The sequence below is a fragment of the Pseudarthrobacter sp. NamB4 genome (genome assembly GCF_005796185.1).
Lineage (GTDB): Bacteria > Actinomycetota > Actinomycetes > Actinomycetales > Micrococcaceae > Arthrobacter.
The window spans coordinates 102448-117986 of the sequence record NZ_VAHM01000006.1 but is presented as its reverse complement, the minus strand read 5'-3'; the positions used below and the strand labels follow the sequence as shown (position 1 = coordinate 117986).

Below are 15539 nucleotides of genomic sequence, written 5' to 3'. Positions count from 1 at the left end.
CTGTCCAATGGACTTTCCGGAAGAGGACAATGAGCTATGACGTCAGAAGGATTCAGTGGCACGCCCCCGCTGCTGGTGGGCGTCACCCCCAAGCAGCACCCTGAAGTCCTGCAGACCGCAGCAACCCTCGCCGCGCGCATGGGAGCACCCTTGCTCTGCGCCTATGTGGACGAGGCGAGTTACCTCGTGGATTGGGATCCGGCCCGGTCCGCCCACCGGCTCTCCCTGCACCCGGATGATGATAAGGAGATCCGCGCACTGACAGCGGAGCTTAGTGCAGTCATAGAAGCTGCCGTGGTGGAAGTGCCGGCAGGACCAGCCGGCGTGGAATGGACGCTGCGGACGCTTGCGGGAGACCCGGCACGGGCCCTTGCGCAGCTCGCTGGAGAAACCAACGCGCCCATGATCATTGTGGGCACCTCCGAGCGGGGGTTCTCCCACCGGTTGGCGGAGGTGCTGAATGGGTCGATGGCGGGCTGGCTGACCCATCACCAGAGCCGCCCGGTCCTGGTGGTCCCTTACCGGAGGCCCGCCCATGAGGACCGGGCGTGATCCTTGCCGCCGGGCTGTGTAGCCCTTAGATATGGCCGGGGAAAGTAAAGCGAAAGTAGTTATTCCCCAGGGTGGCGGACGGCTTTGCCAGCCACTAAGCTGATTCAAGCAGGCCGGTTCCAGCAGATGGAAGTCGGAACTGCCTAAGAGCTGCTCCGGAGTGCGTATCCCCCAATAACGCACTCCGGAGCTTTTTTGTGTCCCTGAAACGCTCTGGAGTGCCACCGGAATCAATACCCCCAGGGGGTAGTTGCGATATACCCTTGGGGGGTATAGTCTCGGTGTATGAGTACGACAGAAGAAGCGGCTGGTCCCGCCCCGCACGCGGTGCCAGAGGTGCCTGAACTGGTGCAGCACGGTTACACCGGCAACAAGGAGGCTTACCTACGCCGGCTCAAGCGCATCGAGGGCCAGGTCCGCGGAATCGCGCGCATGGTGGACGAGGACAAATACTGCATCGACATCCTCACCCAGGTATCGGCCGTCACGAAGGCCCTGCACGCGGTAAGCCTCGGCCTGGTGGAAGAGCACATCGGCCACTGCGTCGTGGGTGCCGCCTCTGAACCTGACCCTGCGGTCCGTGCCGAAACAATCGACGCGAAGGTGAAAGAAGCAGCCGACGCCATCGGCCGCCTGCTCCGCTGAACCGCCGTCCACCCACCATCCGGCCACCGCCGGCAAAGCCAAAAGGAGCAAGCCATGAGCACCACCTCCCCCACCACCACCACGGTCAGCGTTTCCGGGATGACCTGCGGACACTGCGTATCGGCCGTCACCGAAGAACTCGAGGCCCTGACGGGGGTCGAAGCAGTGGACGTGGATCTGAACGCCGGAGGCATCTCCACCGTGACCATCACTTCCAGCAAGGAACTGTCACCCCCGGAAATCGGCGAGGCCGTGGCCGAGGCCGGCTACCTGGTCGTCGCCAACGAGGCCTAGCATCGCGGCATTGGATTCGGGGAGCCCATGAGCAAACAGGAACTTCTCCACGATCCGGGAATCCGGGTGGTGGAACTCGATATCGAAGGCATGACCTGTGCCTCCTGCGTCAGCAGGGTGGAGAAAAAACTCGGCAAGCTCGACGGCGTCCACGCTTCGGTGAACCTTCCAATGGAGTCAGCCTCCGTGACAGTTCCCGCCGGCATCACAGACCAGCAGCTGGTGGCTACCGTCAACGCTGCGGGCTACAAGGCTGCGGTCCGCACTCCGGAGCCGCCAGCCAGTGCCGGATCCGCTGAAGAGGCAGATGCCCATGGAGCAGCGCAGCTCCGCCCCCGGCTGATCCTGGCGGCACTACTGACCGTGCCCGTCTTCCTCATCTCCATGGTCCCCGCAGCACAGTTCCCGCACTGGGGCTGGGCGGCGGCACTACTGGCACTGCCGGTGGTCACCTGGGCCGCCTGGCCGTTCCACCGCGCAGCCGCCATCAACGCCCGGCACCTGGCATCCACCATGGACACCCTGGTATCCATTGGTGTTGCTGCCGCGTACCTGTTCTCCGGCTGGCAACTGCTCGCAGATCCCCGCATGACGGAGCACCCCGGCATGGAAGGCATGGAGACGGGCGGCCTTTACTTTGAGGTGGCCGCCGTCGTCACTACTTTCCTGCTCCTGGGCCGCTACCTGGAAGCCAACGCCAAGCAGAAAGCCGGCGATGCCCTGCAGGCCTTGCTCCACCTGGGCGCCAAGGATGCCACCATACTGCGGCACGGCAGCGAACAGCGGATCCCCGCCGGCCAGCTCCAGGTGGGCGACGTCCTGGTGGTGCGCCCCGGGGAGAAGATCGCCACCGACGGCGTGGTGACGGGCGGCAACTCCGCGGTGGACGCCTCCCTGGTAACAGGCGAATCGGTGCCGGTGGAAGTAGGCCCGGGCAGCCACGTCACCGGCGCCACTATCAACACCTCGGGCCGCCTCCTGGTGCGCGCTACCCGGGTGGGTTCCGAAACAACCCTGGCCCAGATGGCACGGCTGGTGTCCCAGGCCCAGACCGGTAAAGCACCCATCGCCCGGCTGGCGGACCGCATCAGCGCTGTCTTCGTTCCGGTGGTCCTCGCCATCGCAGCGCTCACGTTCGTGCTGTGGCTTCTTTTCACGGGAGCGGACCTGGGCAGCGGTGACCTGCGGTCGGCGTTTACGGCCGCCGTGGCCGTCCTGGTCATTGCCTGCCCCTGCGCGCTCGGACTCGCCACCCCGGTTGGCCTGCTGACGGGAACCGGACGCGGTGCCCAGCTGGGCATCCTCATCAAGGGACCGCAGGTCCTGGAGGACACCCGGACCGTTGACACCATCCTCCTGGACAAGACAGGTACGGTAACCGCCGGCATCCTCGCGGTTGACGCGACAATTGCCTTCAATGGCTTCCGGGAGCGGGAGGTGCTGCGGCTGGCAGGTGCCGTGGAAGCGGCATCGGAGCATCCGGTGGCGCACGCCATCGCTGCTGCGGCAGCGGATGACATGGACGACGACGGCCCGCTTCCGGCCGTGCAGGGCTTTCGGTCGGCGCCGGGCGGCGGTGTCTCGGGGACCGTCGAGGGCAGGCACGTCACGGCCGGGCGCACGGGCTGGCTGCAGGAGAACGGGATCGTGCTGACGGACGGGCAACAGCAGGAGCTCTCCGGGGCGGAAGCCACTGGAGCCACTGCCATCTGGGTTGCCGTGGACGGCGCCGTTGCAGGCATCATCGGCCTCCGCGACACCGTTAAGGAAGGTTCCGCCGCCGCCGTCGAACGCCTGAAGCGGCTGGGCCTGCGCCCCGTCCTGCTCACGGGCGACAACGCTGCCGTGGCAGCGCAGGTGGCGGCCGCCGTCGGCATTGCCAAGGAGGACGTCTACGCCGGGGTCCTGCCGGAGGGGAAGGTCGAGGCCGTGCGGAGGCTGCAGGCCGGCGGAGCCATCGTGGCCATGGCGGGCGACGGTGTGAACGACGCTGCCGCCTTGGCCCAGGCGGATCTGGGTATTGCCATGGGTTCCGGTACGGATGTTGCCATCGAAGCGGCTGACCTGACCGTGATGGGCAACGACCTCGCCCAGGTTGCGCAGGCCATCGAACTGTCCCGCCGGACCTTGGCCACCATCAAAACAAACCTCTTCTGGGCGTTCTTCTACAACGCCGTGGGTATCCCGGTGGCCGCCCTCGGCCTGCTCAACCCGATGATCGCCGGCGCCGCCATGGCCGCCAGCTCGGTCCTGGTGGTTGCCAACTCGCTGAGGCTGCGGACCTTCGGGAAACAGCCCGCCGGCAGGTAGGCGGAGGCGTCAGGCTGCGCCGTACCGCACGGCTGCCCGCGTCTTGGCCTTGGCCGCCTCGGCTTCCCGGTCCTTGGGCGGGGCCTGTGAGACCAGGGAATCCAGGAGATGCTGGGTGATGTGGGCAATCTCGTGGACTGCTTCATCAAAGGCTTCCTGGTTCGCCTTGGACGGCTTGGTGCTGCCACTGATCTTTCGCACGTACTGCAGTGCGGCGGCGTGCACTTCCTCGGAGGTGGCGTGCGGTTCGAAGTTGTGGAGGGTTCGGATGTTCCGGCACATAGTGCCATGCTAGGCTCTGGACCGCCTGGGATCGACCCCCTCCTGCAGCGTGTGGGCAGCCCTGGTCCGGCAACTCTGTCCAGAGGGGCGGTGTCCGGGCCACTCGCATTTTTCCTCTGCCCTCCCTGCTGCGGCACCAAGGCCAGGCGGCCCGCTTAAGGGACGGGTTCGACGTCGTTCGCGTGCTCCAGCGGTGACGCCGCCGGAAGTGCCGTCCCCTTGCCCGCCCTCGGCGGCTTGGCCGCGTCTGCAGCGGCGCCCTCTTCAGTCGCGGCCGACGTCCCCCGCAGCTCGTCGAGGCGGACCAGGACCACTCCGCCGACGATCAGGGCGCCCCCGAGGAGCTGGATGGCCTTTGGCAGCTCACCGAGCAGAAGCCATGCCCAGATCACGGCAAACAGGACCTCGGTCAATGACACAAAGGATGCCACCTTGGAACCCAGCGCCCGGGCGGCCATGATCCCGGACACGTAGGCCAGTACCGTTGCCAGGACCACCAGCCCGGCCAGGGAAACCCACCATGGTGTAACCCAGGGCCCCAGCCTGGTGTCCCCGGTGCTGAACGCCATGGGCACAAGCCCCGTGGCTGCGGCGAGCCACATCACTGCGGCACCCACCAGCAGCCCGCCGGAGGCAAGCACGATGGGCGGCAGGGTGTCGTTCTCCTTGGCGGTGATAAAGAAGTACATGGCGAGGCACACCGCGGCGGCAACACCCCACAGGACCCCCACGGGATCCACAGTGACGGCGCCGGTAAGGTCCAGGACCAGGACCAGGCCGCCCAGCGAGAGCAGCGTTCCACCGAAAGTCAGCGCCCGGGGCCTTTTCCGGCTCGCAGCCCACAGCCACAGCACGATGATCACGGGGGCGAGGTACTCAAGGAGGAGTGCCACGCCAACGGAGAGCCTGGCCACGGCGTTGAAGTAGAACAACTGGCAGGCTGCCACCCCTATCAGGCCGAACAGCACGATGGTCATCCAGTTGTCCCGGAGCTGGTGCCAGCGCCCCCTCAAAGCGGGTAGCGCCGGAACGGCGAGAATCAGGGCAGCACCGGTGAGCCGGGCAGTGACCGCCGCTCCCGGCGACCAGCCTGTTTCAAGCAGCGCCTTGGCGAATGATCCGGACAGGCCGAAGACAGCGGAGGAGAACAGCGCCACCCCCAGGCCGGAGGCGGCGAAACTGCTCCTGCGCGCGGGCGTCTGGCTGGACGTGCGGTTGCCGGCAGCGGACATTGATCGCCTCCTGTCAGGAGTAAAGTGGGATTATGGTCATGACAGTACGCGATGGAACTGTAAGGAGTCAAGATGGTTTTTGCCCCTGACACCGAGGTGGCGCTGCGCACTGTGGTGAATCTGATCAATTCAGCGGCGAACGGAAGCGAAGCGCTGGCCACCCCGGAAGACCTGGACAGGTTCCTGGCGGCCGAGGGCTTCAGCGGTTCCCGCACCCGGGACGGGCAGGAGCTGGCAAGCGTGCGTCAGCTGCGCCAACAGCTCGCAGAACTATGGACGGCGGATGAAGATGCCGCGGTCCAGACGGTGAACCGCCTGCTGCGCGAGGCGCGGGCGCTGCCGCAGCTGGTCAAGCACGACCAGTGGGACTGGCACCTCCACGCCACCACACCGGAAGCTCCCCTGGTCCACAGGATGAGCACGGAAGCTGCGATGGCACTGGCCGATGTAATCCGTGGCAAGGAGATGGACCGGATGCGCAGCTGTGAGGCAGAGGACTGCAACGCAGCGGTGCTGGACCTCAGCCGGAACCGGTCGAAGCGGTACTGCGACACCGGCAACTGCGCCAACCGGGCGCACGTCGCTGCTTACCGGGCACGCCAGGCGGCCGCCGGGTAGGGCTGTCAGTTCCGGCGCGTGAAGCGACGGGGCTAGTGGCCGCTCCGGGCATCCGGACCGTCGGCCGGGGAAGGCGGATCCTGCGGCCGTGCAGGCCCAAACCCGCGAGTGGGTTTCCGTGCCGAACTGAGGTTTACGCCGGATCCTTTGCCCAGGTGCTCAGCGTTGTCCTTGTAGCTCATGGACAGCATCGCGGCAATCACGAGGGTGACGATGAACGCGATGCCGGCGGAGGTGAAGGCCAGGTCGAAACGGGGCGCACGTGCACTGCCACCGGAGGCGAAGATCAGGACGGCCACGAAGGCGATCACGGCAAAGAACGCGGAGAACATCAGCGGGCCCTTCACCGAGGCCCGCAGATCGCGCGGTTTTCCTGGATGCTGGTCTGCCACGGTAATTCCTCCCTGCAGGCGGCACGGGGCCGGCCTGGTTTACGTGTTGCGGTGTTTGCCCGGCCAAATTTTCTACAAGGAGTAGAACCGCGCTCTCCTAGTTTACGGGGTTTGCGCGGTCCTGCGGGCATCGTGCCGAAGCGTCAGTCCGGAGAGGACCCACAGGACACCGGAGATAATCGCTCCTCCGCCAACCACTCCCAGCAGGGCGTGCGCCCCCAGGTGGATGAAGAACGGCAGGATGGCAGCGGTGCCAAGGCCTATGGCGCCGGAGGTGATCCAGTCCCGCGCCAGCACATGGCGGCCCCGCAGCGTCAGTCCACAGAAAAGCTCCAGCGCCCCCGCAACACCCAGGCCCACAGCCGCAACCACGCCGAACAGCAGGTCCCCGTGGAGCAGCACCGCAGACAGCCCGGCCCCGGCAAGCACGGCGCCCGCCGCGGACAGCATCTTGCCCGGCGCGGCGTCCCGCTGGAATCCAGTTGCCGGAATGCCGCGGAGCAGGAGCACGCCGGTGGACAGCAGGTAGAGCCCCCCGGCCCAGCCCATGACCTCTACGGATGGAGCAGCCCAGAAGATGGTTACGGCGCCGAACAGCAGGGCTGCCACGGCGCGCAGCAGGACGGGCTTCCAGAGGTCAGGCCGGGGCCGGGAATCGGAAGCAGTTCCTGCTGGTGTCCTTGGTTGCGTCACCAAACCAGTTTAGTGGCGGTGGGTGCCGCGAAGAACTTCGCTCCTGCCCCGCCGCTCCTGCTCGGCCCCGGCTTGCATGTGGTGCACGGCTGAGGCGGTGGGCCTGGTCTGCTGGCCCTACGCCGAACCGAGCACCATCCATCGGTCGGACCTGGCGCGGAGGCCAAGGGTTACGGCGCGGGCGGCCATGTAGCCCAAGGCAAAGACCGCCCACAGCCCCCCGAGTCCGGGCCCGCCTGAGGCATTCGAGAGCGCCACCGCTGCCAACAACGGCAGATAGGCAGCGAGGTTGACCACTCCGGCCAGGGCCAGGTACTTTGCGTCCCCGGCACCGATCAAGACGCCGTCCAGCACGAAGACATAGCCGGCTATGGGCTGGCCTGCGGCGAGGATCCACAGGGCAAGGGTCAGGACGCGCTGCACCTCGGGATCGGAGGTGAAAATCGCGCCGGCCCAGGGGGCGGCCACAGCCAGGAGGGCCCCCGTCACAACGCCGAAGCCAGCTCCCCACCGGATCATGGTCCGGGTCAGAACCCGGGCCTTGACAGGGTTCGAGGCCCCCAACTCCCTGCCGATCAGCGCCTGGGCCGCGATGGCCAAGGCATCCAGGGCAAAGGCCAGGAAGGAAAAAATGGTCATGGCCAGCTGGTGGGCGGCAAGGTTGACGGCCCCTTGCGCGGTGGCCACCAGCACTGTGGCCAGGATCGCAACACGGAGACTGAGGGTGCGCAGCATTAGCCATGAGCCCACCCTGGCCATGCTGCGCATGCCCCGCCAGCTGGGAAGCACGCCCACTCCATATCCGGCAGCGTTGCGCCTCACGATGACCAGGTAGACGCCAGCCATGGCCCACTGGGCCAAACTGGTGCCCACCGCCGAACCGGTGACGGACCATCCGAGCCCGTAGACCAGCCACAGGTTCAGGACGATGTTCAGGCCAAAGCCGGCCGTGGCCACCACCAGTGGAGTGCGGGTGTCCTGGAGGCCGCGGAGGAGGCCGGTGCCGGCGAAAATGAGGAGCATGGCCACCAGCCCGGGCATGGACCAGCGGAGATAGTCGGCGGCGAAGGTGCGGACCTCACCCTCCGCTCCCAAAAGGCCGATGAGGGGGTCGGCAGCTACGAAGCCGGCCACCGCCAGGACCATGCCGAGCAGCAGAGCCAGCCACACGCCGTCGCGCCCCGCCGCCAGGGCCTTGCCCAGCTGGCCGTTACCGACAGCGCGGGCAACGGCAGGTGTTGTGGAGTACGCCAGGAAGACCATCAGTCCGACGGCGGTGTGCAGCACGGCGGACGCCAGGCCGACGCCGGCCAGTTGCGCAACGCCAAGGTGGCCCACAATGGCCGAGTCGGCGAGGAGGAACAGCGGTTCAGCCACCAGCGCACCTAAGGCAGGGATGGCCAGCCGGAGGATTTCGCGGCCATGTCCCTTGGCGGGCGCAGCAGCAGCGGGGGCAGGCAAGTGGGGCACGATGCCCAGCCTAACCGCCCTCATGCCGGCAGCCGCCTGCGCATGACAAGGAACACATTATGACGCTATTGGTTGACACTTCAACTATTTATCCGCGAGACTTGAACCATGAACCAGTCACGACTTACCACCACCGCCATCACCGCCCTCCGGATTGTCCTGGGCTTCCTCTTCGCAGCCCACGGCTGGCAGAAGTTCAACGAATGGACCATCGCGGGCACCCAGGCGTCGTTCGCCAAGATGGGTGTGCCGGCAGCAGAAATAGCGGCGCCTGCGGTTGCCGTACTGGAACTGGCAGGGGGCGTCGCCCTGATCCTGGGGATCCTGACCCGGGTAGTCGCCGCCCTCCTGGCCGTGGACATGCTGGGAGCCCTGTTCCTGGTGCACGCCTCCGCCGGCGTCTTCGCCGCCAATGGCGGCTACGAGCTGGTGCTGCTTTTCGCCGCCGCGGCCTTCGCCCTGGCCCTTACCGGCGCCGGCCGCCTGTCCGTGGACTACACTCTCTTCGGCCGCCGCAACTCCAAGCTTGCGGCGCTGGCCTAGCCAACTACTGCTTAACGGCGGCCTGGCCCCTCGATGCCCGGCCGCCGTCGGCGTTTCAACTGACCCCCCAGCCGCCCGCCGGTACCTCCATACATGAAATCGCCGTGACGCCACCCGTCTGGACCGCTTCCTGGCGGCCGTGGCATACCTGGACGGCGAACCCCCGTCCATGATGTTCAGCCGAGGCTGTTACACACGGACCGTGCTGGCCACGTACGAGATGGTGGGCGGCAAGATCACCAAGCGCTAAATCTCGGTTCCGATGCTGCCGGCGCCCAGTACCGGGGCCAGGGCAACCACAACCTGTCAGTAGCGGATGTGGATGCGGACGGCAAGGACGAGTTGGTCTTCGGCTCCTTGAGCATCGATGACAACGGCAAGCCGCTGTACGACACCGGTCTTGGCCATGGCGACGCCATCCACACGAGCGACCTGGATCCTTCCCGCCCCGGGCTGGAAGACCTTCGCCGCCCACGAGGACATGGGATCGAGCGGCAACAGGGGTGCAACTTTCCGCGACTCACGGACCGGTAAAGCAATCTGGAGCATCCCGGCCGCCAAGGACACGGGACGCGCAGCTGCCGCCGACAACGACTCCCGCCATGCGGGCGCGCTGCGGATCTACACAACCACCGCGGGCACGGAGCTCCGGCTGCGGACACTGATGCATGATCCCGTGTACCGCCTCTCGGTTGCACGTGAGAACATCTCGTACAACCAGCCGCCGCACCCCGGCTTCCATATCTGGGAAGGAATGGAGCTGCCGGCCCAGCCGCACATCGTTTACACCACCGCCGACCAACACCGCTGACGGTTCCACTGCCCCGTCCGCCGCCCGGTGGGCGGGGCAGTGTCCTGGGCAGGAACGGTGCTGCCAGTCTTGACTCTCCAACCCGCCGGTAACACTGCGCCTCAGTATGATCGCAGCATGACCGAGACCCATACCCCCAATTCCGTCACCCTTCGCTTCCTGGCCGCCCCCATGGACGTGGGCCACAGCGGCTCCGTGGATGCCGGAACCGTGCTGGAGTGGGTGGACAAGGCCGCATATGCGGCAGCAGTCGGCTGGGCCAAGTCATACTGCGTCACGGCCTACGTGGGCAACATCCATTTCGCGGATCCCGTCAACAGCGGCGACATGGTGGAGGTAGAGGCCACCATCGTCTACACAGGACGCTCCTCAATGCATATCCGCACCGTGGTTTCCTCCGGGGACCCCAAGGGGGGCCCCGCAACCATGCGGAGCCAGTGCATGGTCATTTTCGTGGCGGTTGGCGACGACGGGAAGCCGATCCCGGTCAAGCAGTTCGAGCCGGTGACGGTGGGGGAGATTGAGGAGCGGGACCATGCACTGGCGCGGATCAGGGTCCGCGAGCAGATCGTCGAAGCTATGAACCGGCAGGAATACACTGACGCCGGCACGGCCGAGCGGGTGACGCTGCGCTTCATGGCTGCGCCCACTGACGTGAATTGGGGCGGTAAAGTGCACGGCGGAATCGTCATGAAGTGGATCGACGAGGCCGCCTACGTGTGCGCCTCGCGCTACTGCGGCATGGATACCGTGGCAGTGTTCTCCGGCGGAGTCCGGTTCTACCGGCCGCTGCTGATCGGCCACGTGGTTGAGGTGGAAGCGCGCTTGGTCTACACCGGGACCAAGGGGATGCACATTGCCGTCCATGTCCGCTCGGGGGACCCCAAGAGCCGGGAGATGGACCTCACCACCTACTGCCTCACGGTCATGGTGGCGCGCGACGACGAGGGCAACTCCGTGCCCGTCCCCGCCTGGGTGCCGGTCAGCGAGGAGGACAAGCGGCTGCACGCCCATGCCCGGGAGCTTCTGGAGATCCGGGGGACCGCTCCCGGCAACCGCCTGCCGAACCATCTGCTCACGCAGGCTTCAGCAGGCCGCGCGCCTGGATCGGCCGGAGACTGAGCGCCAGACGCCCCTAGAAACCGCCCCCGCCGGCGTCGGCCGCCATGTTGGCAAACCGGGAGTAGTGGCCCTGGAAGGCCACCACGATGTCCTTGGTGGGGCCGTTACGGTGCTTGGCCACCAGGATGTCGGCTTCACCCGCCCGCGGTGACTCCTTGTCGTAGACGTCCTCGCGGTGGAGCAGGATGACCATATCGGCGTCCTGCTCGATGGAACCGGATTCACGAAGGTCCGAGACCATGGGGCGCTTGTCCTGGCGCTGTTCCGAGCCACGGTTCAGCTGCGACAGCGCAATAACGGGAACCTGCAGCTCCTTTGCCAGCAGTTTCAGCGCACGCGAAAACTCGGAGACTTCCTGCTGGCGCGACTCCACCTTCTTGCCCGAGCTCATCAGCTGAAGGTAGTCGAGGATAACGAGCTTGAGGTCATGCTGCTGCTTCAGGCGGCGGCACTTGGCTCGGATTTCCATCAGCGACATGTTGGGACTGTCGTCGATGAACAGCGGGGCATCGTTCATGCGGCCCATGGTGGTGGCAATCTTGGACCACTGCTCGTCCTTGATAGTTCCCTTGCGGAGGTCCTGCAGGCCGATGGTCGCCTCTGCGGACAGAAGGCGCATGGCAATTTCATTGCGGCCCATTTCCAGCGAGAACATCACCGTGGACAGGTTGTTCTTGATGGCCGCGGAGCGGGCAAAGTCCAGGGCGAACGTGGACTTACCTACAGCGGGACGGGCCGCAATGACAATCATCTGGCCCGGGTGGAGACCGTGAGTCAGCTCGTCAAGCTCGTAAAAGCCCGTGGGAACGCCGGTCATGCCCTCACCCCGGTGGCCGGACGCCTCGATCTCGTCCACCGTGGACTCCATGACGTCCTTGAGGACCACATAATCCTCGGCGGTCCGCCGCTCCGCCACGGCATAGACCTCGGCCTGGGCCTGGTTCACCAGGTCCTCCACCTCGCCGTCAGAGCCGTATCCCAGCTGGACGATTTTGGTGCCCGCATTGACCAGGCGGCGCAGGACGGCGCGCTCAGCCACGATCTCGGCGTAATATCCGGCGTTGGCCGCCGTGGGAACGGTCTGGATCAGCTCGTGCAGATACGCAGGTCCGCCAATCCTGTTGATCTCGGCGCGTTTAGTCAGCTCATCGGAGACTGTAACGGCGTCAGCCGGCTCGCCCCGGCCGTAGAGGTCGATGATGGCTTCGTAAATGGTCTCGTGGGCGGGGCGGTAGAAGTCCTGGCCACGGAGGATCTCAACCACGTCCGCGATTGCGTCCTTTGACAACATCATGCCGCCCAGCACGGACTGCTCCGCGGCGATGTCCTGCGGAGGCTTCCGGCTCGCGTCCGATCCTCGGGTTGCTTCGACCGGGTCCAGATGCGCGATTGACAAAGCTGCCGTCCTCCATGTGATCCGGGACCTGCCCGGTACTTAACCATCCTGCTGTGGCGTTGCCCGCAAGCCGTGCCCAGCCGCCTCTACAGGTGTACCAGCAGGGCCTGACAATGCAGGGCGCCCACCGTGACCAGCCGGAACACCGGGAGTTATCCCCAGCATCCACAGGTTTTCCACAACAGGCCTTTCTTCGGGTTCCCGTGGTGCCGTGAGAGTGCTGTTTCAGCACTGGTCCGGAACTTTAGGGGCCCTGAATAACAGGCACCCCGCTACGCTAGCCCCCCTCGCTCCAGCCACCAAGCCAGCAAGCAGGCCTGCCTGTGGAGAACCTGTGCAGTAAGCGGCTTAGCTTGTGCACAGCCTGTGGGAAAGGCTGTGGAAAGAAACAAAGTTTGCCGCTCTACAGCCGCTTGACCTGCAAAAACACTGACCCAAGCATGTGGAGCAAATATTTCTTCCACAGAATTTCATCCACAGGCCATGCTGGCGCCAAGTCACGTGGTGCCGCCCCAAGGGGCCGTGACCCAGTTCATTCACAGGTGGGTCCCGACCGGAATATGCCGGGAGGGAACCCCACTGGCCGCGAACCATGCCGCTATGCAGAGGCAGGCATATTGCTGTGGATAAACGGGATCTGGCATAAGCTCTATACATGAGCGAACTGCTGCTGGTGCTGCTGCCGGCATTCGTTTTGGTGGCGCTCATCTGGGGGCTGGCCACCGCCCTCAGCCCGCGCAGTTCAGGCATTTCGGATGCCGAAAAATACCAGCGTGACCTGGCCGAGCGCTCGGCCCGGCACTATGCCGCCCAGGTCCAGGCTGCTACGGCTGCACGGGCCCGCCTGGAGGCCGCGACGCGGCCAAGCCAGAACGCCCAGGCGATGCAATCAGACCTGGCCGCGGCCAGGAAGTACAGAGAACGGCTTTGAAAATGGAATCGCTTGTGGTCCCTGTGCTCATCCTCCTGGCCGTGGCCGCGGGAGTCATCCTGGCGGCACGGGCACTGACCCGGCGAAAGGCAGTTGCTGACTCGGTGCCCCCGGCGCCGGCAGCTAATCGAGCCGACCTCGCCCGTGCGGCGGCTGCGAAGCTCTCGGAAGACGAACACCGCCGTCTGTATGCACTCATCGCTCAAGGCCAGGCTATGGCCGCCATCAAGCTGTATTACGAAGTCACCGGCGACGGGCTGCGCGCCTCACGTGACGCCGTCGGAGCCCTGGCAGCACACCCCCAGCCCTACCGGGGCCCGGAGGCTCCCCCCGCAGAAGCCGATGACGAGGACGATGTCCCTCAGCGGTTCCCATACCGCTACCGCGCCATCGCCAGCAAAGGCGATGTGACCCGTGAGGTAAGCAGCAACATGCTGAACGACGAAATTTACGGCAGGATCCGCACCCTGGCGCGCAATGGGGACATGGAGGCTGCCGCCACGGCGCTCACCAGGCATTCAGATATTTCAATGAAGCAGGCCAGGGAGTTCATCGAGCTGCTGGACGATTAGGCGCGAAACCGTCAGCCGTTCCCGGAAATGCCCGCCAGCAGCTGCTCGAACGGCAGGGATTCCATGGGGGCGGGCTTGCGACCCGGCTGAGGGCCTTCGAGGAGGCGCGCGAACTCCCCGGCGGCCCGGTCGATCCGCTCGGAAAGCGACGAACCGCCGTCGTCCGTGGTCCCCCAGTCCTGGGGACCGGCAAAGACGCCCGTGGCAGCCATCCTGGTGCGCAGGTAGCTGAACAGCGGGCGCATGGCGTAGTCCAGGACCATTTGGTGCCGGTCGGTGCCGCCAGTGGCGCCCAGCAGGACGGCCTTCCCCTCCAGGGACTTGGGTTCAAGCACGTCGATGAAGGACTTAAACAGCCCGCTGTAGGACGCGCTGAAGACGGGCGAAACAGCGATGATACCGTCCGAGGCCCCCAGGTTGGCAATCACCTCGGCCAGGCGGGGTGCAGCGTAGCCGGTCACGAAATTGTTCGCGATGTCCACGGCCAGGTCGCGAAGTTCCACCACGTCCACGCTCACGCTGAAGCCGGCATCGCGCAACTGCCGCTCGGCCGAGGCAGCCAGCTGGTCAGCCAGCAGGCGGCTTGACGACGGTAAGCCGAGTCCGGCGGATAGGACGGTGATGCGGCGGGTTTCCATAGCATTCTCCTGGGCTCGTTCATTCCATGCTACATGCATATGCATGTAATAGCTGAACTGCGGGGAGGCCGCGGGTATTCCCGGCCCGCCTATACCAGCACCAACCCGCGGATGCAGGTGGTCGAGTCACCGCCTATCCAGATCTCCCCGCCCTCGGCGCTCACGTGTACCCGGCCCGCCCTGCCCAGCATGGTCCCCTGGGCAGCAACATACTGTTTGGGCGCTCTTCCGCTGCCGATAAGCCATTGCGCTGCACCGGCGTTGAAACTTCCGGTGACAGGATCTTCCACGGAGGCGTCGCCGGGGATGAAGGTGCGGACTTCGAAATCGGTGCCGCTGGACCCTCGCTCGGGGCCTATGACACCAAGCTTCAAGCTCCCCATGGCAACGAAGTCGGGCTTGAGCGCCCTGACCTGCTCGGCGGAACGAAGCAGCACACCGATCCATTCGGGGCCATTCATCAACCATGAGGCGTCCAGCAGCTCGGCAGCGGGCAGCCCGAGGGATGCGCAAATTTGATGCCTTACGCTTCCATCCACGGGACCAAAGCGCGTCAGCGGCGGGGCCGCGAAGGCCAGCCGGCCGTCGTCGCACTTCACCCGGACGAGGCCGGCAGCGCACTCCTGCACCAGGAAGCCACTGGACTGCGGCATGCCGCCGGACTCGAGCCACGCGTGCGCCGATCCCAGCGTAGGGTGGCCCGCGAAGGGAAACTCTTCACTGCCGGTGAAGATCCTGACCCGGTAGTCGGCGCGGGGATCCGCCGGGGGCAGAAGAAAGGTGGTTTCGGACAGATTGGTCCAGTTGGCGAACTGCTGCATCTGCTCAGCAGACATCCCCTCGCCATCGATGACGACGGCAAGCGGGTTGCCGCGGTACGGCTCACTGGAGAAGACATCGACTTGATGGAAGGGGCGGCGGCGGGGCGCTTCGAAAGTCACCGGTGCAGGCTATCACCAGCTGAACCGCCAGCACGCGGCACGCAAAAGACCCCCGCGGCCGGAATGCGGCAGCGGGGGTCTCTCGTGCAGTCAGGAC

General features: G+C 65.8%; 17 protein-coding genes and 1 pseudogene. 10 read left to right on the top strand and 8 right to left on the bottom strand.

The features are described from left to right. Nucleotides 1–36 precede the first annotated feature (36 nt). From FDW81_RS07625 to FDW81_RS07610, 4 genes are all read left to right on the top strand, one after another. Nucleotides 37–552, top strand: coding sequence for a universal stress protein (locus tag FDW81_RS07625; RefSeq protein WP_138133593.1), 516 nt, complete (start codon nucleotides 37–39; stop codon nucleotides 550–552). 285 nt (nucleotides 553–837) lie between these two features. Further along, nucleotides 838–1197, top strand: coding sequence for a metal-sensitive transcriptional regulator (locus tag FDW81_RS07620; protein ID WP_138133592.1), 360 nt, complete (start codon nucleotides 838–840; stop codon nucleotides 1195–1197). 54 nt (nucleotides 1198–1251) lie between these two features. Then, nucleotides 1252–1491, top strand: coding sequence for a heavy-metal-associated domain-containing protein (locus tag FDW81_RS07615; RefSeq protein ID WP_138133591.1), 240 nt, complete (start codon nucleotides 1252–1254; stop codon nucleotides 1489–1491). A 27-nt stretch (nucleotides 1492–1518) separates the two neighbouring features. Then, nucleotides 1519–3801: a cation-translocating P-type ATPase gene (locus FDW81_RS07610; protein WP_138133590.1), complete on the top strand. Its 2283-nt coding sequence runs from the start codon at nucleotides 1519–1521 to the stop codon at nucleotides 3799–3801. Between the two features lie 9 nt (nucleotides 3802–3810). Here the strand turns inward: FDW81_RS07610 and FDW81_RS07605 are convergent, their stop codons facing one another. Both FDW81_RS07605 and FDW81_RS07600 read right to left on the bottom strand, forming a co-directional pair. Next, nucleotides 3811–4083, bottom strand: a complete 273-nt coding sequence (locus tag FDW81_RS07605; protein ID WP_138133589.1) for a DUF2277 domain-containing protein — start codon at nucleotides 4081–4083, stop codon at nucleotides 3811–3813. A gap of 155 nt (nucleotides 4084–4238) precedes the next feature. Then, entirely contained in the window at nucleotides 4239–5315 is a 1077-nt protein-coding gene (locus FDW81_RS07600) for a DMT family transporter (RefSeq protein WP_138133588.1), read from the bottom strand. 72 nt (nucleotides 5316–5387) lie between these two features. Between FDW81_RS07600 and FDW81_RS07595 the strand changes: the two genes are divergently transcribed. Further along, complete coding sequence (locus tag FDW81_RS07595; protein WP_138133587.1) at nucleotides 5388–5933, top strand: ABATE domain-containing protein; 546 nt, start codon at nucleotides 5388–5390, stop codon at nucleotides 5931–5933. 32 nt (nucleotides 5934–5965) lie between these two features. Here FDW81_RS07595 and FDW81_RS07590 read toward each other — a convergent pair whose 3' ends face one another. The 3 genes from FDW81_RS07590 to FDW81_RS07580 all read right to left on the bottom strand — a co-directional run bounded on the left by FDW81_RS07590 (nucleotide 5966) and on the right by FDW81_RS07580 (nucleotide 8488). Then, entirely contained in the window at nucleotides 5966–6325 is a 360-nt protein-coding gene (locus tag FDW81_RS07590; protein WP_138133586.1) for a hypothetical protein, read from the bottom strand. 102 nt (nucleotides 6326–6427) lie between these two features. Continuing rightward, on the bottom strand, nucleotides 6428–7018 hold the full coding sequence (locus tag FDW81_RS07585; protein WP_138133585.1) for a hypothetical protein: 591 nt from the start codon (nucleotides 7016–7018) through the stop codon (nucleotides 6428–6430). Between the two features lie 117 nt (nucleotides 7019–7135). Continuing rightward, nucleotides 7136–8488, bottom strand: coding sequence for an MATE family efflux transporter (locus FDW81_RS07580; RefSeq protein WP_370278838.1), 1353 nt, complete (start codon nucleotides 8486–8488; stop codon nucleotides 7136–7138). A 108-nt stretch (nucleotides 8489–8596) separates the two neighbouring features. Here FDW81_RS07580 and FDW81_RS07575 point away from each other — a divergent pair, with 108 nt between their 5' ends. The 3 genes and pseudogenes from FDW81_RS07575 (at nucleotide 8597) to FDW81_RS07565 (ending at nucleotide 10964) form a co-directional block, all read left to right on the top strand. Beyond that, on the top strand, nucleotides 8597–9031 hold the full coding sequence (locus FDW81_RS07575; protein WP_138133583.1) for a DoxX family protein: 435 nt from the start codon (nucleotides 8597–8599) through the stop codon (nucleotides 9029–9031). A 115-nt stretch (nucleotides 9032–9146) separates the two neighbouring features. After that, a pseudogene (locus FDW81_RS07570) lies at nucleotides 9147–9842 on the top strand (hypothetical protein); the annotation flags it as partial. A 117-nt stretch (nucleotides 9843–9959) separates the two neighbouring features. After that, complete coding sequence (locus tag FDW81_RS07565; RefSeq protein ID WP_138133582.1) at nucleotides 9960–10964, top strand: acyl-CoA thioesterase; 1005 nt, start codon at nucleotides 9960–9962, stop codon at nucleotides 10962–10964. Nucleotides 10965–10977: 13 nt separating this feature from the next. Here FDW81_RS07565 and dnaB read toward each other — a convergent pair whose 3' ends face one another. Continuing rightward, nucleotides 10978–12360, bottom strand: a complete 1383-nt coding sequence (dnaB, locus tag FDW81_RS07560; RefSeq protein WP_138133581.1) for a replicative DNA helicase — start codon at nucleotides 12358–12360, stop codon at nucleotides 10978–10980. A gap of 655 nt (nucleotides 12361–13015) precedes the next feature. Here dnaB and FDW81_RS07555 point away from each other — a divergent pair. Together FDW81_RS07555 and FDW81_RS07550 are read left to right on the top strand one after the other, a co-directional pair. After that, a complete protein-coding gene (locus FDW81_RS07555) occupies nucleotides 13016–13291 on the top strand; it encodes a hypothetical protein (protein ID WP_138133580.1) in 276 nt (91 codons plus the stop codon). Between the two features lie 2 nt (nucleotides 13292–13293). After that, entirely contained in the window at nucleotides 13294–13863 is a 570-nt protein-coding gene (locus FDW81_RS07550) for a hypothetical protein (RefSeq protein ID WP_138133579.1), read from the top strand. A gap of 11 nt (nucleotides 13864–13874) precedes the next feature. Here FDW81_RS07550 and FDW81_RS07545 read toward each other — a convergent pair whose 3' ends face one another. Both FDW81_RS07545 and FDW81_RS07540 read right to left on the bottom strand, forming a co-directional pair. Next, nucleotides 13875–14501 (bottom strand): FMN reductase, encoded by a 627-nt coding sequence (locus tag FDW81_RS07545; protein ID WP_138133578.1) that lies wholly within the window; start codon nucleotides 14499–14501, stop codon nucleotides 13875–13877. An 89-nt stretch (nucleotides 14502–14590) separates the two neighbouring features. After that, nucleotides 14591–15442: a PhzF family phenazine biosynthesis protein gene (locus tag FDW81_RS07540; RefSeq protein ID WP_138133577.1), complete on the bottom strand. Its 852-nt coding sequence runs from the start codon at nucleotides 15440–15442 to the stop codon at nucleotides 14591–14593. Nucleotides 15443–15539: the final 97 nt, after the last annotated feature.